This is a genomic window from Phytomonospora sp. NPDC050363, from assembly GCF_040655735.1.
Classification (GTDB): Bacteria; Actinomycetota; Actinomycetes; order Mycobacteriales; family Micromonosporaceae; genus Phytomonospora.
Genome location: NZ_JBFAKK010000011.1, coordinates 191,448 through 210,189 on the forward strand (window position 1 = coordinate 191,448; position 18,742 = coordinate 210,189).

The window sequence follows — 18,742 nt, forward strand, 5'->3', positions numbered from 1 at the left end:
GTCGTTGACGCGACCCCGCCCGGCCAATACATTCGACGCGACCGTCCGCCAGCTCAGGGGAGCCGCCGTGCGAGTGCGACACGCCGCGATCGCCATCCCGGTAGCGGCGATCGCCGTGGTCGCGGCCTTCACCGCGCTCCTGCCGGCGGCACCGGCCACGGCCGCGCCCGTCGCGCTCGCCGAAGGGCTCACGCTCACCGAGCACCGCCTCGACGGCCCGGCGCACGTCCAGGTCCTCACCGCGGACCTCGCCACCCCCGGCCTCGAAGCGGTCTACCTCAACCCCGGCACCATCAGCAGTACCGCGCGCCTGAGCGAGCAGGCCACGCGGGCCGGGGCCGTCGCCGCCGTCAACGGGGACTTCTTCGACCTCGGCCACACCGACGCGCCCCACGGCACCGGCATCCGCGACGGCGTCCTCCTCCACGCCCGCGCGAAAGGCTGGAACGACACCGCCGTCATCGGCACCGACCACCGCGGCCGCATCGAACGCGTCCGCCTCGACGCCACCATCACCCTCCCCGCCGGCACCTTCCCCGCGAGCAACCTCAACTCCGGCAACGTCGCACCCGGCGGCATCGGCGTCTACACGCCCGAGTGGGGTGAGGCCGACCTCGGCGAGACCGTCACCGGCGCCGAGGGAGTCCGCGCCGTCCGGCTGCGCGACGGCGCCGTCGTCGAGACCGCCGCCGACGCCAAGGGCACCCGCCCCGGAACCGACACCGTCCTCATCGGACGCGAGGCAGGGGCGACGACGCTCGCCGCGCTCGCCGTCGGGGACCCGGTCACCGTGGCCGTCGCTCCACCCGCCGGGACCACCGCCATCAGCGGCAACGCCGTGATCCTCCGCGACGGCGAGACCGTCGCGCCGGACGGATACTCGCCCGACCCGCGCACCGCGGTCGGCTTCTCCGCCGACGGGGCCCGCATGTGGCTGGCCACCGTCGACGGCCGCAGCGACGCCAGCGTCGGCCTGACCTACATCGACCTCGCCGGCTTCCTCGCCGGTCTCGGCGCCGACGACGCGCTCAGCCTCGACGGCGGTGGTTCGTCGACGATGGTCGCCCGACTCCCCGGCGCCGACGGTTTCAGCGTCCGCAACCACCCGTCGATGGGATACGAACGCGAGATTCCCAACGGCATCGGCTTCCGCACCACCGACAACCAGGAGAGATGATGTCCCGGCACTTACGCGCATTGCTGATCGCGATCACCTGCGCGATCGCGCTCGTGGTCACGGCCACCCCCGCCGTCGCCTACCCCAACGCCTACTTCCACACCCAGAGCGCCGGCAACCGCGGCGCCGACGTGCAGGCGATCCAGTACCTGCTTCAGCACCACGGCCAGTCGGCGAGCGCCGACGGCGTCTTCGGGTCGGGCACGACCGCGGCCGTCCGCGCCTTCCAGACGGCCAAGGGCCTGGGCGTCGACGGGATCGTCGGGCCGCAGACCTGGGCGGCGCTGGCGCCGCAGATCCAGCAGGGCGCCAACGGCCCGGCCGTGCGGGCGCTCCAGGTGCAGCTCAACGCCAAGCGGCGGCTGTCCCTCGCCGTCGACGGTGTGTTCGGCGCCGCCGTCACCACCGCCGTCCGCGACTTCCAGAGCCACGCGGGGATCGGGGTGGACGGCGTGGTCGGCCCCACCACCTGGCGCAACCTCGCCTGGCACTACGACTATCCCGACTTCGCCGCCGGGCTGTGCAACCAGAACCCCGACGGCAACACCTCTGCGGACTGGGGAACCGCCGCCGCCATCGGTCAACTGGAGGCCGCCGCCCGCACCTTCGCGGGTACAGGGCAGGGACAGATCCCCGTCGGCGACATCGGCTGGGAACACGGTGGGGCCATCAACGGCCACTCCAGCCACCGCGTCGGCCTCGACGCCGACCTGTGGCCCATCCGCACCGACAACGCCCAATGCAGCGCCGGCCGCATCACCTGGCAGTCCGCCACCTACGACCGCGCCGCCACCCGCCAGCTGGTCCAAGCCATCCGCGCGGCGGCCCCGGGGCACGTGGCCTTGATCTTCTTCAACGATCCGACGCTGATCTCAGAGGGCCTGACCAGCCAATACGCCAACCACGACAACCACTTGCACGTGCGGTACTGCGAAAAGGTGGAGCCGAACTCGCTGTACGACTGCTAACGGCCCAACGGCCCAACGGCCCCGCCAACGCCGCCGCCGCCAACAGCGGCGGCGGCCGAGGCGGCCCGCAGCGCCGGAGAGCGGCGCGGCAGGAGGAGGCGGCCCACCCCAGCGCAGGAGGGCGCCACGGGAGGAGGGCGGCGGCCCGCAGGGCCGGAGGGCGGCGCGGGAGGAGGGCGGCGCGGGAGGAGGGTGGCGGCCCGCAGGGCCGGAGGGCGGCGCGGGAGGAGGGCGGCGCGGGAGGAGGGTGGCGGCCCACCCCAGGGCCGGCGGCGGGTAGCGCGAGCGCCATCGGCGCCCGCGCGACGCCGCCAGAAGCCAAGACCAGAAGGCGGCTGCGGTAGCGAGACGGGCCTGACATTTGGCTGCACCGCCACGCCAGCCCGCCAGCCCGGCGGCGCCGAAGGCGCGGCCAGGGCGGCAGGCGGGCGGCGGCAGGCCGTTTCAAGACCGACCACACCGACACCGACGGCAACGAGGAAGGCCGGGGCGACCCAAACCGCCCCAGCCGGGGCGGCCCAAAGCCCGCCGCAGCCGATCGCGACAATGGCCCGCAGCCTTCGGCGTAGGTCCGGGTCCAGGGACGGAGTTCCTGGCGGGGTTTGGGGCGGAGCCCCAGCAGGGTCCAGGGACGGAGTCCTTGGCAGGGTCCGGGACGGAGTCCCGGCGGGGGTGCTGGGGGCGGAGCCACCCAGCCGGATCTAACGCAGAGTCCACCAGTGTCGACAGTGGCGCCCCGCTGTGCGGAGCAAACGTCCCACACCGGGGCAGCCCGAGAACAAAGGTGAAAGTCAAGTGTGAAAGGCCGAGAACCGAGAACCGAGAACTGAGCACCGAGGGACGAGCGCGGAGAGGGCGAGGGGGACCGAGAGGAGAGGGCGGACCGAGGCGAGAGTCGACGGGCGAGGGCGAGGGCGAGGGCGAGGGCTGAACGGCTGAAGGACCGAAAGACCGAAAGCCGAGAGCGATGCGAACCCGCAAGGCAAAGGAGAACGCAGCGAGGCGAAGGAAAACAAAACCAAAGCCCACACAGCCCTCACCCCACCCCCTCACCCCACCCCCTCACCCCACCCCTCCAACAGCCCCCGCAACCTCGCCAGACACCGCCCCCGCGTCGGCCCGATCGACCCCCGCGGCATTCCCGTCGCCTCCGCGACCACGCCGTAGTCCGGCCGCTCGACCTGCGCGATGATCTGCAGCAGCACCCGGCACCTCGCCGACAACCTCCCCAGCGCCTCCCGCAGCACCCGCGCCCGTGCCGCGCGGTCCGGGTCGGCGACCTCGTCGGCACCCGGCTCGGCGGCGAGCCCCACGTCGAACCCCTCCGCCGCGACCTCCCGCCGCCCTGCTTCCCGTCGACTCGCCGCCTCCCGCTTCGCCACCGTCACCAGCCACCCCACGACGGCCTCCGGCGTGTGAATCGTGTGCAGCCGCCCGCAAAAACGCAGCCAAGTGTCCTGCACGACGTCCTCCGCGGTATGCCGGTCCACGCCCTGCGAGCGAGCCACCCTCCACAGCAACCCCGTCAACTGCACGACCAGCGTGTCGAAGGCATCCCGATCACCCCCCTGAGCGCGCTTCAGCAACTCGCCACGCCCACCCGGCCCCACGCCGGAGCCATACTCGTCCACCACGACTCGTCCACCACGTCCCCCGGCTGTCATCGCCTTCTTCCGGGCTTTCCGGGCGATAGCCGTCCACAAGAGACGCTACCCCTCCCCGCCGCGTCCGCGAAACCTCTCCCGGCCCCCTCACCTGCGTGCTTACGATGCCCCCAGTCCGATCTTGGGGGAGCCGTGACCGCCGAAACCGTCCCGCCCGGCCTGTCCGCCGCCGAGGTCGCCGAACGCGTCGCCGACGGCCGCGTCAACACCGCCCCCCAGCGCCAGACCCGCAACGGGTGGCAGATCCTCGCCGGGAACCTCTTCACCTTCTTCAACGCCCTCATCGGCGTCCTGACCGTCCTCGCGCTCATCTTCGGCGGCCCGAAGCAGGCCCTCTTCGGCCTCGTCATCGTGTTCAACTCGGCGATCGGCACGATCCAGGAGCTGCGCGCCAAGGCCGCCCTCGACCGCCTCGCGATCGTCGGTCAGGCGCCCAGCCGGGTCCGCCGGGACGGCACTGAGACACCGGTCGCGCCGGCGGACCTGGTCGTCGACGACCTCGTCCTGATCGGCCCGGGGGAGCAGATCCCCGTCGACGGCACGATCACCCTCGCCAAGGGCCTGGAGGTCGACGAGTCCCTGCTGACCGGCGAGTCCGACCCGGTCGTCAAGCACGAGGGCGACGAGGTCCTGTCGGGGAGCTTCGTGGCGGCCGGCTCGGGGGCGTTCACGGTCGGCCGGATCGGCGCCGACGCCTACGCCGCGCGCCTGCTCGCCGAGGCGAGCCGCTTCTCGCTGGCCGACTCCAAGCTCATGGCGGGCATCAACCGCTTCCTGAAGATCATCACCGTGCTCATCGTGCCGGTGGCGATCCTGCTGGTGGTGAGCCAGTTCCGCAGTGGCCAGTCGCTCCGCGAGATCGTCGTCGGCACCGTCGCGGGCATCGTCCCGATGATCCCGGAGGGCCTGGTCCTGCTGACCAGCATCGCCTTCGTGGTCGGGGTCCTGCGACTGGCCCGGCGCAGGTGCCTGGTCCAGGAACTCCCCGCCATCGAAGGTCTCGCGCGCGTCGACGTGCTCTGTCTCGACAAGACCGGCACGCTCACCGAACCGGGTATGTCCTTCGGCGAGATCGTCGGCCTCGACGACTCCACCGACGCCCGGCGTCCCCTCGCCGCGCTCGTCGGCGCCGACGAGAACCCCAACCCCACGATGCTCGCGGTCGCCGACGAGGTCCCCGACGACCCGGGCTGGAAGCTCGCCGGCCAGGTGCCCTTCTCCTCGGCCCGCAAGTGGAGCGGCGCCGACTTCGGCGAGCACGGCGCCTACGCCTTCGGTGCCCCCGACGTCCTCCTCGCCGACCTGCCCGGGCCGCTGTCCCGCGCGCAGGAGCTCGGCGCGGGCGGCAACCGGGTGCTCGCGCTCGTCGGGGCCGACCGGATCACCGGTGAGGACGGGCCGCGCCTCGAAGGCGTGCGGCCGATCGCGCTGGTGGTCCTCGAACAGCGGCTGCGGCAGGGCGTGGAGAAGACCCTCGGCTACTTCGCCGAGCAGGACGTCACCTTGAAGATCATTTCCGGCGACAACGCCGTCTCGGTCGGCGCCGTCGCCCAGGCCGCGGGCGTTCCGAACGCCGATCGCGTCGTCGACGCGCGGGACCTGTCCGACGACGTCGGGGCCCTGGCCGCCGCGCTGGAGGAGTACACGGTCTTCGGGCGGGTCACCCCGCAGCAGAAGCGCGGTTTCGTCACGGCCCTCCACGAGCGCGGGCACACCGTCGCGATGACCGGCGACGGTGTCAACGACGTCCTCGCCCTCAAGGAGGCCGACCTCGGCGTCGCCATGGGCTCGGGTTCGGCGGCGGCGCGCGGGGTCGCCAAGGTCGTGCTGCTCGACGACGACTTCGGAGCCATGCCGCACGTGGTCGCCGAGGGCAGGCGTGTCCTGGGCAACATCGAGCGCGTCGCCGACCTGTTCCTCACCAAGACGATCTACTCGATCGCGCTGGCCCTCGCCGTCGGTGTCATCGGGCTGCCCTATCCCTTCTCGCCGATCCACATCACCCTGATCGGCGCGCTGACCATCGGCGTCCCGTCCTTCTTCCTGGCCCTGGCACCCAACAGTGAGCGGTTCCGGCCCGGTTTCGTCCCGCGGGTCCTGCGCTTCGCCGTCCCGGCGGGCATCCTGGTCGCGCTGGCGACCTTCGGCGCGTACTGGCTGGCCCGCGACAACGAAGACTCGGCGCTGCGTGAGGACAAGGCGACGGCGACGATCACGCTGTTCTGCGTCGCGCTGGCCGTGCTGGCGCTGGCCGCGCGGCCGTTCACGTGGTGGCGGGGCGGTCTGGTGCTGGCGATGGGGGGCCTGTTCGTGCTGGTCCTCGCGGTGCCGTTCGCGCGCGACTTCTTCGAGCTCGGCTACGGCGACGCCTACAACACGCTCGTCGGGCTGGGTCTGGCCGCCGTGGCGATCGCCGTGCTGGTGGCGGCGGCCTGGTGGGACAAGAGGTCGGCCGGGGCGCGGAGATCGTGAAGCGACGGCCGCCACTGCGATGGCGGCCGTCGTCAGCGCGGTGTGTCTCAGTTCTTCAGCGCCACCGCGACCGCGTCGGCGAGGCTCGTGGTCGGACGCCCGATGAGGTCGGTCAGTGCCGTGTCCTCGGAGACGAGCTGGCCCTTGGAGACGCCGACGTCGGAGTCGGCGAGCAGCTCGGCGTACTGACGGGGCATCCCGGTCCCGGCCAGCGCGGCGACGTAGTCGGCCTCGGGCAGGTCGTGGTAGACGACCTCCTCGCCGCTTTGGCGGGAGACCTCGGCGGCCAGGGTCGCCATGGTGAAGGCCGTGTCGCCGGCCAGTTCGTAGACCTCCTCGCGGTGGCGGTCGTCGGTGAGGACGACTGCCGCGGCCGCCGCGTAGTCGGCGCGGGCGGCGCCGGAGATGAGCCCGTCGCGCGCGCTGCCCAGGATGGTGCCGTGCTCAAGGGCGGACGCGAGGTGCTCGGTGTAGTTCTCCAGGTACCAGCCGTTGCGCAGGAAGGTGTGCGGCAGCCCGGACTCGGCGATGTACTGCTCGGTCTCCTTGTGCTCCCCGGCGAGGCCGAGCGTGCTCACGTCGGCGCGCAGGACGCTGGTGTAGGCGAGGAAGCCCACGCCGGCGGCCTTGGCGGCGTCGACGGCGTTGCGGTGCTGCGCGAAGCGCTGCCCGACCTCGGAGGAGGAGATCAGCAGCACCCGGTCGGCGCCGGCGAACGCGGCGACGAGTTTCTCGGGCCGGCCGTAGTCGGCCTCGCGGACCTCGACGCCCAAGTCGGCGGCCTTGGCGGGATCGCGCACCGCGGCGACGATCTCTCCGGCGGGGACCCCGCGGTCGAGCAGGGCGGTCACGGTGAGTCGGCCCAGGTGGCCGGTGGCGCCGGTGACGACGATCATGGATGTGCTCCCTCAGTTAGTGCCCGACCTTTCGCCGGTACAGGCATGAGGATAGTACTGTGGAATAGTTAGTGCAACGCGAGAGTGAGCGCCATGAGTACGATCAAGGGCATGAGCGGTGAGCCCACCCAGGAATTCATTGCCGACGTCTTCGACCGCAACTGCCCGTCGCGCCACACCATGGAGGTCGTGGCGGGGAAGTGGGGGACCTTGGCGCTGGTCGCGCTGCGCGAGGGCACCTTCCGCTTCAACGCACTGCGACGCAAGGTCGACGGGGTCAGCGAGAAGATGCTCGCCCAGACCCTTCAGGCGCTCGAGCGCGACGGGCTGGTCCTGCGCGAAGCGCAGAAGACCATCCCGCCGCACGTCGAGTACAGCCTTACTTCGTTGGGAGCGCGGGTCGCCGACCGTCTTTTCGCGCTCATCGAGGTTCTCGAGGACAGTTTCTCCGACGTGCAAGCCGCTAGGGCCCGCTACGAAGAGTCGCATCCCTTGGGCTAGGGAGTGCCGCGACGGTCGATGGCACCGCCGATGATCCCCCCGATGGCGAGGTAGACGAGCGCGGCCAGGCCGTAGTTCAGCAGCGCCTGGAGCTTGTAGTCCTCAAGGGTGAAGATGTCCTTGAACAGATAGGCCAGGAAGTCGGCCATCTGCTTGACCAGGTTGACCAGAGGGTTGCCGGTGTTGGCCTCCAGCATCACGAACGCGATGTGCAGCGCCAGGATGAAGGCGATGAGGCCGAAGATCCCCGAGATGACTCGGGCGGCGACCGATCCGTCGCGGTAACGGTAACGGTAGAGGGCCATGGGCGGATCCTTCCGGGGGGTGGCGGCGTCGCTTCGGCTGGTTCCGCTGCGGGGGTGCCGCCTTCGTGAACCGTGCATACCCAGTCCTGTGCGCCGCAACACCTTCGAACCGTCCACAATGGGCGCGCGTGTTGCGGTTGACACCGTGTCGCTTCCTTCCTAACCTGCTGTGACAGCTGTCACCTACTGGTTAGTAGGGAGTTTCGTGTCAACAACCAGGTTCGGCCGCGCGGCGGCCTTGATCGCCGCGTTCGCGCTGGCCGCAACGGCTTTCGCCCAGCCGGCCGCCGCCTCCGAAAGCACCGTCTACGTGGCCCTCGGTGACTCCTTCACCGCCGGCCCGCTCATCCCGGACCAGACGCTCGATGTTCCCGGATGCCTTCGCTCCGACCACAACTACGCCGCCCTGCTCGCCCAGACCCTCGACGTCGGCGCGTTCACCGACGCGAGCTGCTCGGGTGCGACCACGGCGGACATGTTCGCCCCCCAGGGGACCTTCTGGGGGACCAACGCGCCCCAGCTCGACGCCGTCACCGCGCAGACCACGCTCGTCACGATCGGGATCGGCGGCAACGACGTCGGATTCATGGACGTCCTGGTCACATGTCTGACGAAGGGTCTGCTCGACCCCTTGGGCAACCCCTGCGAGGACCACTTCACCGCGGGAGGCTACGACGAGTTGCGGGCGCGCATCTCCGACGTGGCAACGGATGTGGCGGCCGTCGTGGAAGCCGTGCACGACCGCGCGCCCGGCGCCGAGGTCGTGCTCGTCGGATACCCGGCGCTGCTTCCGCCCGAGAAGGGCTGCTGGCTCAAGGCGACCATCGCCAAGGGCGATGTGCCCTACCTCGACGGCGTCAACGCCGAACTGAACGAAATGCTCGCCCGGGTCGGCGGCGACCACGACGCGACCTTCGCCGACGTCTACGACCGCGGCCACAGCATCTGCGCCTCCCGGGGCGAGCGCTGGGTCGAGGCGGTTCTGCCGACCCGGCCGGCCGCTCCGGTCCACCCGAACGCCACCGGCATGCGGGCCGTCGCCGACCGGCTCGCCGAACTGCTCGGCTGACCAGCGGTACACGAGAACGGGCCGCCCGATCCCGGGCGGCCCGTTTCCTGTGTGTCGGATCAGGCGCGGGCGCGCGCCCAGATGTCGTTGCAGTCGGCGCAGACCTCCTCGGGCACCAGTCCGAGTCGCATCCCGAGGGCGAAGATCTTGCAGCCGAGGCAGAAGCCGAGGGCCGCTTCGAGAGTCGCCGCGGCGGCCAGCGCGCCGAGGACGACGTAGGCGGCCGTGGTCAGGCCGAAACCGAGGGCGAGGACGGCCGCGGCGGTCGACATGACCGCGCCCATGCCTTGCGCGAAACGCTTGGGAGGGCCGGGAACCAGCTTCGCCTCGAAGGGCAGGCGCGGGGTCAGCACTCGGGTGACGAACTGGCCCAGCGGGCTGAATCGCGGGCCGGCCGAGACGCGGGCGATGAAGCCGTAGGCGATCGGCACGGTGAGCCAGGGCAGGTCGAGGGCGACGGCGGCGACCGACATGACGACGACGCCGGCCGCGACGAGCCGGGCGGAGACCTCGTTGACCGGGTTGGGAAAGCTGAGAAGTCGGGACATCACGGGGGCCTTCGGCAGGGGGACGGTGCTCGCGCTCGACCGTAGCACTATGTCTACCTGACCAGTAGGAAAATGGGATGACCTGGGCGTGTGCTCCGATCGGGATCCCGTTGATCTCCACTGCGGCTTTCGCCACCTTGGTCGGATTGGATCCCTTGCGCCCCAAGCATTCCCGTGTGACGTAGCGAACCGCCAAATGACTGGCGCCGTCCGCCGGGGCCGGATTACTGTATCAATACAGAAGGACTGAACCGATGCAGAAAGATTCGCACCGGAGGTCCCCGGCAAGCATCGAGAAGGTGAACATGCGCCCCACGCTCCAGACCGTCGCCGACGCCGTCGGCGTCTCCCGCAGCACGGTCTCGAACGCCTACAGCCGTCCCGACCAGCTCTCACCCGAGCTGCGCGCGCGGATCCTGGCCACCGCGAAGGAACTCGGCTACGCCGGACCCGACGCCACCGCCCGGTCGCTGCGGCGGGGCCGCGCCGGAGCCGTCGGCGTGCTGTTCACCACCACGCTCTCCTACGCGTTCGTCGACCCCTTCGCCGTGCTCTTCCTTCGCGGACTCGCCGAGGCCGTCGAACGCCACGGGACCGGGCTGCTGCTGATCCCGCTGTCCACAGAGGACGAGGCCGCCAGCGTCGCCGCCGTCCAGAACGCCGTGGTCGACGGATTCTGCGTCTACTGCGTCCCCGAGTGGCACGGTTCCCTCGACGCGCTGCGCTCGCGCGGCCTCCCGGTGGTCACCACCGAGTACCGCACCGACGTACCCGAGAGCGAACTCCAGGTCGGTGTCGACGAGCGGGCCGCGATGCGCGCCACCGCCCGGCACCTGCTCGGGCTCGGGCACCGGCGTGTCACGCTGCTCACCAACGACATGGCGCCGAAGGGCGAGACGGGTCCCCTCGACCTGTCCGGCCCCGGCGAATTCCGCTACTACGTCGAGCGCGAAAGGGTCGCCGGCATCGCCGAGGCCTTCGCGGAGGCCGGCGTCGCCTGGCAGGACCTCACGGTCGTCAACGCCGCCGACAACTCGCGCGCCACCGGCGCGCAGGCCGCCGCGCACGCCCTCGACCGCGCCGACCGCCCCACGGCGATCGTCGCCTGCACCGACCTGCTCGCACTGGGCGCGATCGACGCCCTCGCCGCCCGAGGGCTCACGCCCGGGCGCGATGTCTCGGTCACCGGGTTCGACGACATCCCGGAGGCCGCAACGGCCGGGCTCACCACGGTCCGGCAACCCGCCGTAAGCAAGGGCACGCTCGCCGGTGAGCTGTTGCTCGACCCACCGCGGGAGCCGGCCGAACGCCGGATCCTCCTGCCGACCGAACTGATCGTCCGGGCCTCAACAGGGCCCGCGACCGCGAGGAGATAGCTCTCATGGACCTGCACCCGATCGGCGCGATGTCCGCTCTCGAAGCGGCCCGCCGCCACGCCAACTCCGCGATGCCGAACGCGCCCGTCGTGCTCTCGCGCGCCGAGCGGCGCGGACCCGTCGCCCCCGGGCCGCTGCGTCGCGGCACCGCCGGGACCCTGCGTCGGCTCGCCGACCGTCTCGACTCCCGTCGTCCGCTCGCCCGGACCTCCTAGACCTGCATTCCTTTCCCTTTGTAATAGAGAAGAACCGGCTCGGGACGCTGTGGATCCCGGGCCGGTTCTTCGTCCTTGGGCTCAGAGGCCGAAGCCGATCGAGACCTCCACCGGGTCATGCCGCCGCCGGTGTCGAGGAGTCCGTGCAGGTCGCCGGCAGTAATGCCGGGCTACGTCGAACGTCCGGTCTTTCCGCGCTTCTCGGCCGGTTCAGGACCGGTCGGTGGCGTGCTTTTCGATCTCGGCGAGCTCGGCGTCGGTGAAGTCCAGGTTGCCGACGGCGGCGACGTTGGTCTCCAGCTGCTTGACGCTGCTGGCGCCGATGATCAGGCTCGTCATCCGCGAGTCGCGCAGCGCCCACGCCAGGGCCAGCTGCGCCAGCGACTGGCCGCGCGCGGCGGCGATGTCGTTGAGCGCGCGGACCTTGCCCATCGTCTCGTCGGACAGGTCCGACTCGTTGAGGAAGATGCTGGTGCGCACGCGGGAGTCTTCGGGGACGCCCTTGAGGTAGCGGTCGGTCAGCAGTCCCTGCGCGAGCGGGCTGTAGGCGATGCAGCCGGCGCCGGCGGTTTCGAGGGTGTCGAGCAGGCCGTCGCGCTCGATCCAGCGGTTGACCATCGAGTACGACGGCTGGTTGATCAGCAGCGGCGTGCCCAGGTCGGACAGGATCGCCGCGGCCTTCGCCGTCTGCTCGCTGTTGTAGTTGGAGATGCCGACGTAGAGGGCCTTGCCCTGGCGGACGACGGCGTCGAGGGCGCCCATCGTCTCCTCCAGCGGCGTGTCCGGGTCCGGACGGTGGTGGTAGAAGATGTCGACGTAGTCGAGGCCCATCCGCTTGAGCGACTGGTCGAGCGAGGACACCAGGTACTTGCGCGAACCCCACTCCCCGTACGGTCCGGGCCACATGCCATAGCCCGCTTTGCTGGAGATGACCAGCTCGTCGCGGTAGACGCCGAGGTCGGAGGCGAGAACGCGGCCGAAGTTCTCCTCGGCGGCCCCCGGGGGCGGGCCGTAGTTGTTGGCCAGGTCGATGTGCGTCACACCGAGGTCGAAGGCGCGCAGGAGGATGTCGCGCTGCGTGGCGATGGGCCGCTCGTGGCCGAAGTTGTGCCACAGGCCAAGAGAGATGGCGGGAAGCTTGAGACCGCTGCGGCCGGTGCGGCGGTACGGCATGGCGTCGTAACGGGAGGATTCGGCGAGGTAGGTCACGCTGGTGAGCCTATCGGGGATCTTGAGCCCACGAGAGCCCCGCCGGCGGATCAACGAGAGCAACCCCGGCAGCCACCAGACCGAGGCCCAGCAAAGACCGCAAGCCACCCCACCGCCGAACCCTGGCCGACAACCGGGTCCAGGGACGGAGTTCCTGGCGGGGTTTGGGGCGGAGCCCCGGCAGGGTCCAGGGACGGAGTCCTTGGTGGGGGTCTGGGGGCGAAGCCTCCCAGCGGGGGTGCTGGGGGCGGAGCCCTCAGCCGGATCTAACGCGAGGAACCCGCGTTGGGGCGAAGCCACCCAGCCCCCAAGCACCCCACCCTCACCCTCCACCACTCACCAACGCGTCCACCCGCCCCGCGCTCAGCCCGTCGTTGATCACCATGATCCCCGCGCCGATCGCACCCGCCCGTTCCCCCGTCTTCGACTGCGCGATCCGCAGGTGCTGCGTCGCCAGTGGCAGGGACCGCTGGTAAATGACCTCCCGCACCCCCGCGAGCAGATGATCCCCCGCCAATGCCAGCGATCCCCCGATCACGATGATCGAGGGGTTGAACAGGTTCACCGCGGCGGCCAGCACCTCGCCGATGTCGCGCCCCGCCTGGCGGATGTGGCGGAGGGCCTCGACGGAACCGGCGCGGGCCAGTTCCACGACGTCGAGGGCGGTGTGGGTGTCGAAGCCTTCGGTGGCGAGCCGGGTGGCGATGGCGGCTCCGCTGGCGACGGCTTCGAGGCACCCGGTGTTCCCGCAGCGGCAGGGGGTGTCGCCGCTGGCGGTGACCTGTATGTGGCCCATGTCGCCGGCGGCGCCTTGCGCGCCGCGGAAGACCTGCCCGTCGGCGATGATGCCGCAGCCGATTCCGGTGGCGGCCTTCACGAACAGCAGGTGGCCGGCGTCCCTCCACTGTGTGTAGTGCTCGCCGAGCGCCATGATGTTCACGTCGTTGTCGACGAGAACCCGTCCGGGGAGGCGGTCGCCGACGTGACCGGGAACGTCGAAGCCGTCCCAGCCGGGCATGATCGGCGGGTTGACGGCTCTTCCGGTGGAGTGTTCGACGGGGCCGGGGAGGCCGATGCCGACGCCGAGGAGGTCGGCGGGGCCGCGGCCGGTGCGGGCCAGCAGCTCCAGCCCGTGTTCGACGACCCAGTCGAGGATCGGTACGGGGCCGAGGGCGATGTCGAGGTCGGCGCGGTGCTCGGCGAGCACGGCGCCGGCGAGGTCGGTGACGGCGATGCGGGCGTGGGTGGCGCCGAGGTCGGCGGCGAGGGTGGCGCGGGCGGCGGGGTTGAACGCGAAGGTCGTCGGCGGGCGCCCTCCGGTGGAGACGGCCTCGCCGGATGGGCCGATGAGGCCGCTGGCGAGGAGGGCGTCGACGCGGGCGGTGACGGTGGACCTGGCCAGGCCGGTGACGGCGGCGAGTTCGGATCTGGTGCGCGGCACGCCGTCGCGCAGTAGTTGCAGCAGCGTGCCTGCCCCACCCGGGGTAGCCGTCTCTTTTGTCACGACCCTAGTGAATCATAAGCATCTTACGATCTTGTTAATCCAACTAAGTTGCCTCGTCCGAGCAGCTTTTGCTTGACGGCTGTCATAAGTCTCGGTACGGTCCGGGCATGGCTTTAACTGACTCGACGGGACTGGCCGGCTCCCGCCACGACCCGCCGGCGTCCGGCTACCGTGCCGCCATCATCGGCGCGGGCTTCATGGGCCGGGTCCACGCGCGGGCCATCCGCGTCGCGGGCGGCCAGGTCGTCGGCGTCAGCGGATCGAGCCCCGACCGGGCCGCCGAGACCGCCGCCGAATTCGGCACCGCGCGGTCCTTCCCGGACGTCGCGGCCCTCATCGACGACGACGAGGTCGACGTCGTCCACGTCTGCACGCCCAACCATCTGCACGCCGAGTTCACGCTCGCGGCCCTGGCCGCCGGCAAGCACGTGGTGTGCGAGAAGCCGCTGGCCACCGACGCCGGCACGGCCGCCGAGATGGTCGCCGCCGCAGCCGGAAGGGTCGCCACCGTCCCCTTCGTCTACCGCTTCCACCCGATGGTCCGCGAGGCCCGCGAGCGCGTGCGCTCCGGCTCGGTCGGCACCCTGCACCTGGCGCACGGCGGCTACCTGCAGGACTGGCTGCTGCGGCCCGACGACGACAACTGGCGCGTCGACGCCGCACTCGGCGGCCCGACACGCGCGTTCGGCGACATCGGTTCGCACTGGTGCGACCTGCTCGAATTCGTGACCGGCGATCGCATCACCGGGCTTTCGGCGCAGACGGTCACCGTCAACGGCAGCCGCGGCGGCCCCCCGGTCACCACCGAGGACATCGCGACCCTCCAGTTCGCCACCGCCGGCGGGATCGTCGGCTCGACGGTCATCAGCCAGGTCTCCGCCGGCCGCAAGAACCGGCTGCTGCTGGAGATCTCGGGCACCGAGGGCAGTCTCGCCTTCGACCAGGAGCAGCCCGAACTGCTCTGGCACGGCCGCCGTGACCACAGTGGACTCCTCGTCCGCGACCCGGACACGCTCAGCCCCGCCGCCGCCCGCTACGCCCGCACCCCCGCCGGACACGCGCAGGGCTACCAGGACTGCTTCGACGCCTTCGTCGCCGACACTCGCGCCGCCATCGACGGCGACCACCGCGACGGACTCCCGACCTTCGACGACGGCCTGCGAGCCGCGCGCCTCGCCGACGCCGTGCTCACCTCGGCGCGCAAGCGCGAATGGGTGGGGGTCGGCGATGACTGAGCCGCTACTGGAGATGACGTCGATCGGGAAGTCCTTCCTCGGCGTCGGCGTGCTCCACGACGTCGACCTCACCGTCCACAAGGGAGAGGTGCACGCCCTCGTCGGCGAGAACGGCGCGGGCAAGTCCACCCTCATGAAGATCCTCGCCGGCGTGCACCGCGCCGACGCCGGACAGGTCGCACTGGACGGACGCCCGGTCTCCTTCGCACACCCCGTCGAAGCCCAGAAGGCAGGTGTGTCGACGGTCTTCCAGGAGTTCAACCTGCTGCCCGAGCGGACCGTCGCCGAGAACGTCTGGCTCGGCCGCGAACCCCGCCGCCGAGGCTTCGTCGACTCCCGCAAGATGGCCGCCGACACCGCCGCCCTGCTCGGCGGCCTCGGCGTCACCGACATCGGCCCCAACACCCGGATCCGCAACCTCTCGGTGGCCCGCCAGCAGGTCGTCGAGATCGTCAAGGCCATCTCCCACGACGCCCGCATCATCGCCATGGACGAGCCGACCGCCGCGCTCGCCGACCGCGAGGTCGGCCTGCTCTACGACCTCGTCGCCCGGCTCAAGGAGCGCGGGGTGGCGATCCTCTACGTCTCCCACCGCCTCAAGGAGATCTTCGACCTCGCCGACCGGATCACCGTCCTCAAGGACGGTCGCTTGGTCGATACCGTTGACACCGCGGCCACCGATCCCGACGAGCTCGTCAAGAAGATGGTCGGCCGTCCCATCTCGGCCTTCTTCCCCGATCCCTTGCCCAACACCGGAAGCGGCGAGGTCCGCCTCGAAGTCCGCGGTGGCGGCAACACCCAGCTCGACGGGATCGACCTGACCGTCCGCGGCGGGGAGATCCTCGGCCTCGGCGGACTTCAGGGCAGTGGCCGCACCGAGCTCGCGCACGCCCTCTTCGGTGTCGCGCCCTTCACCAGGGGCCGGATCGCCGTCGACGGCCGGGACGTACGGATCCGCTCGCCACGCAAGGCGGTCGGTGCCGGACTGGCCCTGGTCACCGAGGACCGCAAGACCGAGGGCCTCGCCCTCAACCAGTCGGTGCTGGCCAACGCCCGGCTCGTTCTCGACTCGGTCCTGCCGGGCTCCTCATCCCGCCGCGCCAAACGGATCCCGGACATCCTGACCGCCCTCGAACTGAGCTCGCAGGGCACCGGCCAGGAGGTCCGCTACCTCTCCGGCGGAAACCAGCAGAAGGTTGTGCTCGCCAAGTGGCTGGCCACCGACCCGAAGGTGATCGTCCTCGACGAGCCGACGCGCGGCATCGACGTCGGCGCCAAGCAGGCCGTCTACGGCCTCATGCGCCGGCTCGCCGCCGACGGCGTGGCCATCGTGCTGATCTCCTCCGAACTTCCCGAACTGATCGGCATGGCCGACCGGATCTGCGTCCTGCACGACGGCCGCATCGCCGGGGAACTGCCCGGCGGCAGCCCCGAGGAGACCGTCATGGCCCTGGCCACCGGACACACGCCGGCCGAGGCCGCATCGCAGACCCCCGACGGGGCATCGAAAGGCGCGGAGTCATGACCGCACAAGCCACCCCGACCGCCAAGACGCCCGCCCGGCCCCCGACGAGGCAGCGCCGCTTCGGTCTCGGATCCATCGGGACCACCGGGCTCGTCTACCTGGCGCTGCTGGCGATCGTCGTCATCGGCGCGATCCTGGTCGCCGCGCAGGGCAAGAACCTGTTCAGCACCGGCAACATCGTCGACATGCTCACCCGGTCCAGCCTGCTCGGATTCATCGCGATCGGGCAGACCCTGGTGATCCTGTCGCGCTCGCTCGACCTGTCGGTCGGCTACGTCATGGCCACCTGCTCGCTGATCGCGGCGGTCGTCATGAACGGCTCCGAGGCCAACGTCCCCCTCGGGATCGGCGCGGCGCTCGGCGCCGCCGCCGTCGTCGGACTCGTCAACGGCCTGGTCATCACCAAGCTCAAGGTCAACGCCTTCATCGCCACCCTCGGCACCGGCCTGATCATCAAAGGCTGGCTGGACACCGAGTTCGCCGGACCCGCCGGCAAGGTCGCGACCTCCTTCCAGCAGTTCGGCTACACCCGCATCGCCATGATTCCACTGTCCACAGTGGTCATGCTGGCGCTGGCCGTCGCCGGGATCCTCTACCTGCGCAAGACCCGCGCCGGACACCACGTCTACGCCGTCGGCGGCGACGTCGACGTCGCGCGCCTGTCCGGGATCCGCACCGACCGCACCATCATCACCGCCCACATCCTCTGCGCGATCGCCGCCGGAGTGGCCGGACTGCTCATCGCCGCCCGCTTCGGGACCGGCAGCGCGCTCGTCTACGACTACGGCCTCGACCTGGAGTCCATCGCCGCGGTGGTGCTCGGCGGCACCTACCTCATGGGCGGGCGCGGCGGGATCGCCGGAACCGTCGCCGGGGTCATGATCCTCGCCGTCCTCGACACCGTCTTCAACATCCTCGAGGTCAACCCGTTCTACAAGGACGTGCTGCGCGGCGCCATCATCGTCGTCGCCGTCGCCATCTACGCGCGGCGCCAGCTGTCGGCCAAACCGAGCAGGGTGCGCTTCGCCGGAGGGGTCTCATGAGCGCCAGCCGCAAACTCGCCGACGCCGGCCGCTTCCTGATCAGCGGCAGCGGCGCGGTCTACCTGCTGCTCATCGCCATCTTCGCGGTCATCGCGGTCAACAACGCCTCCTTCTTCGAACCCTTCACCCTCATGGGATTCGTCAAGAAGGCCGCACCGCTGCTGATCTTGGCCATCGGGCAGTACTTCGTCATCGTCGCCGGCGAGTTCGACCTCTCGGTCGGCTCGCTGGTCGGCGCCCAGGTCGTCCTCGCCGCCCTCCTCATCGACGGCGAAGGCCCCCGCACCTGGCCGGTCATCGCGCTGATGCTCGCCGGCGGCGCACTCGTCGGACTCGTCAACGGCCTGATCACGACCCTGCTGAAAGTCCCCTCCATCATCACGACGCTGGGCATGATGCTCGTCCTGTTCGGCGCGATCCGCCTGCTCACCGGCGGCGCCCCGACCGGCGCGCTGTCGCCGGAGTTTCGGATCTTCGGCCGGCACGGCATCGAAGGCGTCCCACTGTTCCGGCAGCTCCCCTGGGCGCTGTTCATCGTCATCGTCGTCGCGGTCGCCGCGGTCTACCTGATGCGATCGCCCTTCGGCCGCACCCTCGTCGCCGTCGGCGACAACGCCAAGGCGGCCGGGTTCGCCGGAACGCGCGTCTGGTGGGTCCGCACGGCCGCGTTCGTCCTCTCCGGACTCTCGGCGACCGTCGCCGGAATCCTGGTCGGCGGGTACGCCGGCGTCACCTCGCAGGTCGGTGAGGGGATGGAGTTCGTCGCCATCACCGCCGTCGTCCTCGGCGGCGTGGTCCTCGGCGGAGGCCGGGGCTCGGTCCTGGCCGCCATCGCCGGCGCGCTGGCCGTCGAGTCCCTCTTCACCCTGTTCACGCAGCTGAGCATCCCGTCGACGATCAGGCCGACCGCACAGGGACTGATCATCATCGCCGCCGTCGCCTACGCCTCCCGGGAGAGATCCCGCAGGCACACGCCACAGCTGTCCATGAAGCCCGCAGATCCCAACCGCCACAGTGATGTGGCCGTCCCCTAGG

Annotated in this window: 17 protein-coding genes; 11 read left to right on the plus strand and 6 right to left on the minus strand. The window is 70.9% G+C overall.

Annotated features, from left to right (window positions below; translation table 11 throughout):
- The first annotated feature begins 67 nt into the window (after positions 1-67).
- Positions 68-1,177 carry a phosphodiester glycosidase family protein gene (locus AB0I28_RS27660; protein WP_357498099.1) on the plus strand — a complete coding sequence of 370 codons (1,110 nt, stop codon included), beginning with the start codon at positions 68-70 and terminating at the stop codon, positions 1,175-1,177.
- Entirely contained in the window at positions 1,177-2,145 is a 969-nt protein-coding gene (locus tag AB0I28_RS27665) for a penicillin-insensitive murein endopeptidase (protein WP_357498100.1), read from the plus strand. Before AB0I28_RS27660 ends, AB0I28_RS27665 begins: the two co-directional genes overlap by 1 nt.
- Before the next feature lie 1,049 nt (positions 2,146-3,194).
- Here the strand turns inward: AB0I28_RS27665 and AB0I28_RS27670 are convergent.
- The gene (locus AB0I28_RS27670; RefSeq protein WP_357498102.1) at positions 3,195-3,779 is read right to left on the minus strand and encodes a sigma-70 family RNA polymerase sigma factor; all 585 of its coding nucleotides are present in this window, start codon (positions 3,777-3,779) and stop codon (positions 3,195-3,197) included.
- Between the two features lie 162 nt (positions 3,780-3,941).
- Here AB0I28_RS27670 and AB0I28_RS27675 point away from each other — a divergent pair, with 162 nt between their 5' ends.
- A complete protein-coding gene (locus tag AB0I28_RS27675; protein ID WP_357498103.1) occupies positions 3,942-6,281 on the plus strand; it encodes an HAD-IC family P-type ATPase in 2,340 nt (779 codons plus the stop codon).
- A 47-nt stretch (positions 6,282-6,328) separates the two neighbouring features.
- Here AB0I28_RS27675 and AB0I28_RS27680 read toward each other — a convergent pair whose 3' ends face one another.
- A complete protein-coding gene (locus AB0I28_RS27680; RefSeq protein WP_357498105.1) occupies positions 6,329-7,177 on the minus strand; it encodes an SDR family oxidoreductase in 849 nt (282 codons plus the stop codon).
- A gap of 93 nt (positions 7,178-7,270) precedes the next feature.
- On the opposite strand from AB0I28_RS27680, the gene AB0I28_RS27685 reads away from it, so the two are divergent.
- Entirely contained in the window at positions 7,271-7,678 is a 408-nt protein-coding gene (locus tag AB0I28_RS27685; RefSeq protein ID WP_357498107.1) for a helix-turn-helix domain-containing protein, read from the plus strand.
- Here AB0I28_RS27685 and AB0I28_RS27690 read toward each other — a convergent pair.
- Positions 7,675-7,983 (minus strand): hypothetical protein, encoded by a 309-nt coding sequence (locus tag AB0I28_RS27690; protein WP_357498109.1) that lies wholly within the window; start codon positions 7,981-7,983, stop codon positions 7,675-7,677. The genes AB0I28_RS27685 and AB0I28_RS27690 overlap by 4 nt on opposite strands.
- 205 nt (positions 7,984-8,188) lie before the next feature.
- Here AB0I28_RS27690 and AB0I28_RS27695 point away from each other — a divergent pair, with 205 nt between their 5' ends.
- Entirely contained in the window at positions 8,189-9,052 is an 864-nt protein-coding gene (locus AB0I28_RS27695) for an SGNH/GDSL hydrolase family protein (protein ID WP_357498111.1), read from the plus strand.
- Positions 9,053-9,111: 59 nt separating this feature from the next.
- Here AB0I28_RS27695 and AB0I28_RS27700 read toward each other — a convergent pair whose 3' ends face one another.
- The gene (locus AB0I28_RS27700) at positions 9,112-9,600 is read right to left on the minus strand and encodes a DUF4395 domain-containing protein (protein WP_357498113.1); all 489 of its coding nucleotides are present in this window, start codon (positions 9,598-9,600) and stop codon (positions 9,112-9,114) included.
- Between the two features lie 305 nt (positions 9,601-9,905).
- On the opposite strand from AB0I28_RS27700, the gene AB0I28_RS27705 reads away from it, so the two are divergent.
- Both AB0I28_RS27705 and AB0I28_RS27710 read left to right on the plus strand, forming a co-directional pair.
- Positions 9,906-10,976, plus strand: a complete 1,071-nt coding sequence (locus AB0I28_RS27705) for a LacI family DNA-binding transcriptional regulator (RefSeq protein WP_357498115.1) — start codon at positions 9,906-9,908, stop codon at positions 10,974-10,976.
- Positions 10,977-10,981: 5 nt separating this feature from the next.
- The gene (locus AB0I28_RS27710) at positions 10,982-11,191 is read left to right on the plus strand and encodes a hypothetical protein (RefSeq protein WP_357498117.1); all 210 of its coding nucleotides are present in this window, start codon (positions 10,982-10,984) and stop codon (positions 11,189-11,191) included.
- A gap of 210 nt (positions 11,192-11,401) precedes the next feature.
- Here the strand turns inward: AB0I28_RS27710 and mgrA are convergent, their stop codons facing one another.
- Positions 11,402-12,400: an L-glyceraldehyde 3-phosphate reductase gene (gene mgrA, locus AB0I28_RS27715; RefSeq protein WP_357498119.1), complete on the minus strand. Its 999-nt coding sequence runs from the start codon at positions 12,398-12,400 to the stop codon at positions 11,402-11,404.
- Positions 12,401-12,722: 322 nt separating this feature from the next.
- Entirely contained in the window at positions 12,723-13,904 is a 1,182-nt protein-coding gene (locus tag AB0I28_RS27720) for an ROK family transcriptional regulator (protein ID WP_357498121.1), read from the minus strand.
- 107 nt (positions 13,905-14,011) lie between these two features.
- Between AB0I28_RS27720 and AB0I28_RS27725 the strand changes: the two genes are divergently transcribed.
- From AB0I28_RS27725 to AB0I28_RS27740, 4 genes are read left to right on the plus strand one after another with little or no spacing between them, the layout of a single operon-like run.
- Positions 14,012-15,139 (plus strand): Gfo/Idh/MocA family oxidoreductase, encoded by a 1,128-nt coding sequence (locus AB0I28_RS27725; RefSeq protein ID WP_357498123.1) that lies wholly within the window; start codon positions 14,012-14,014, stop codon positions 15,137-15,139.
- A complete protein-coding gene (locus tag AB0I28_RS27730) occupies positions 15,132-16,664 on the plus strand; it encodes a sugar ABC transporter ATP-binding protein (protein ID WP_357498125.1) in 1,533 nt (510 codons plus the stop codon). The genes AB0I28_RS27725 and AB0I28_RS27730 overlap by 8 nt, the downstream gene beginning before the upstream one ends.
- Positions 16,661-17,707 (plus strand): ABC transporter permease, encoded by a 1,047-nt coding sequence (locus tag AB0I28_RS27735; protein ID WP_357498127.1) that lies wholly within the window; start codon positions 16,661-16,663, stop codon positions 17,705-17,707. Before AB0I28_RS27730 ends, AB0I28_RS27735 begins: the two co-directional genes overlap by 4 nt.
- A complete protein-coding gene (locus AB0I28_RS27740) occupies positions 17,704-18,741 on the plus strand; it encodes an ABC transporter permease (RefSeq protein ID WP_357498129.1) in 1,038 nt (345 codons plus the stop codon). The genes AB0I28_RS27735 and AB0I28_RS27740 overlap by 4 nt, the downstream gene beginning before the upstream one ends.
- Position 18,742: the final 1 nt, after the last annotated feature.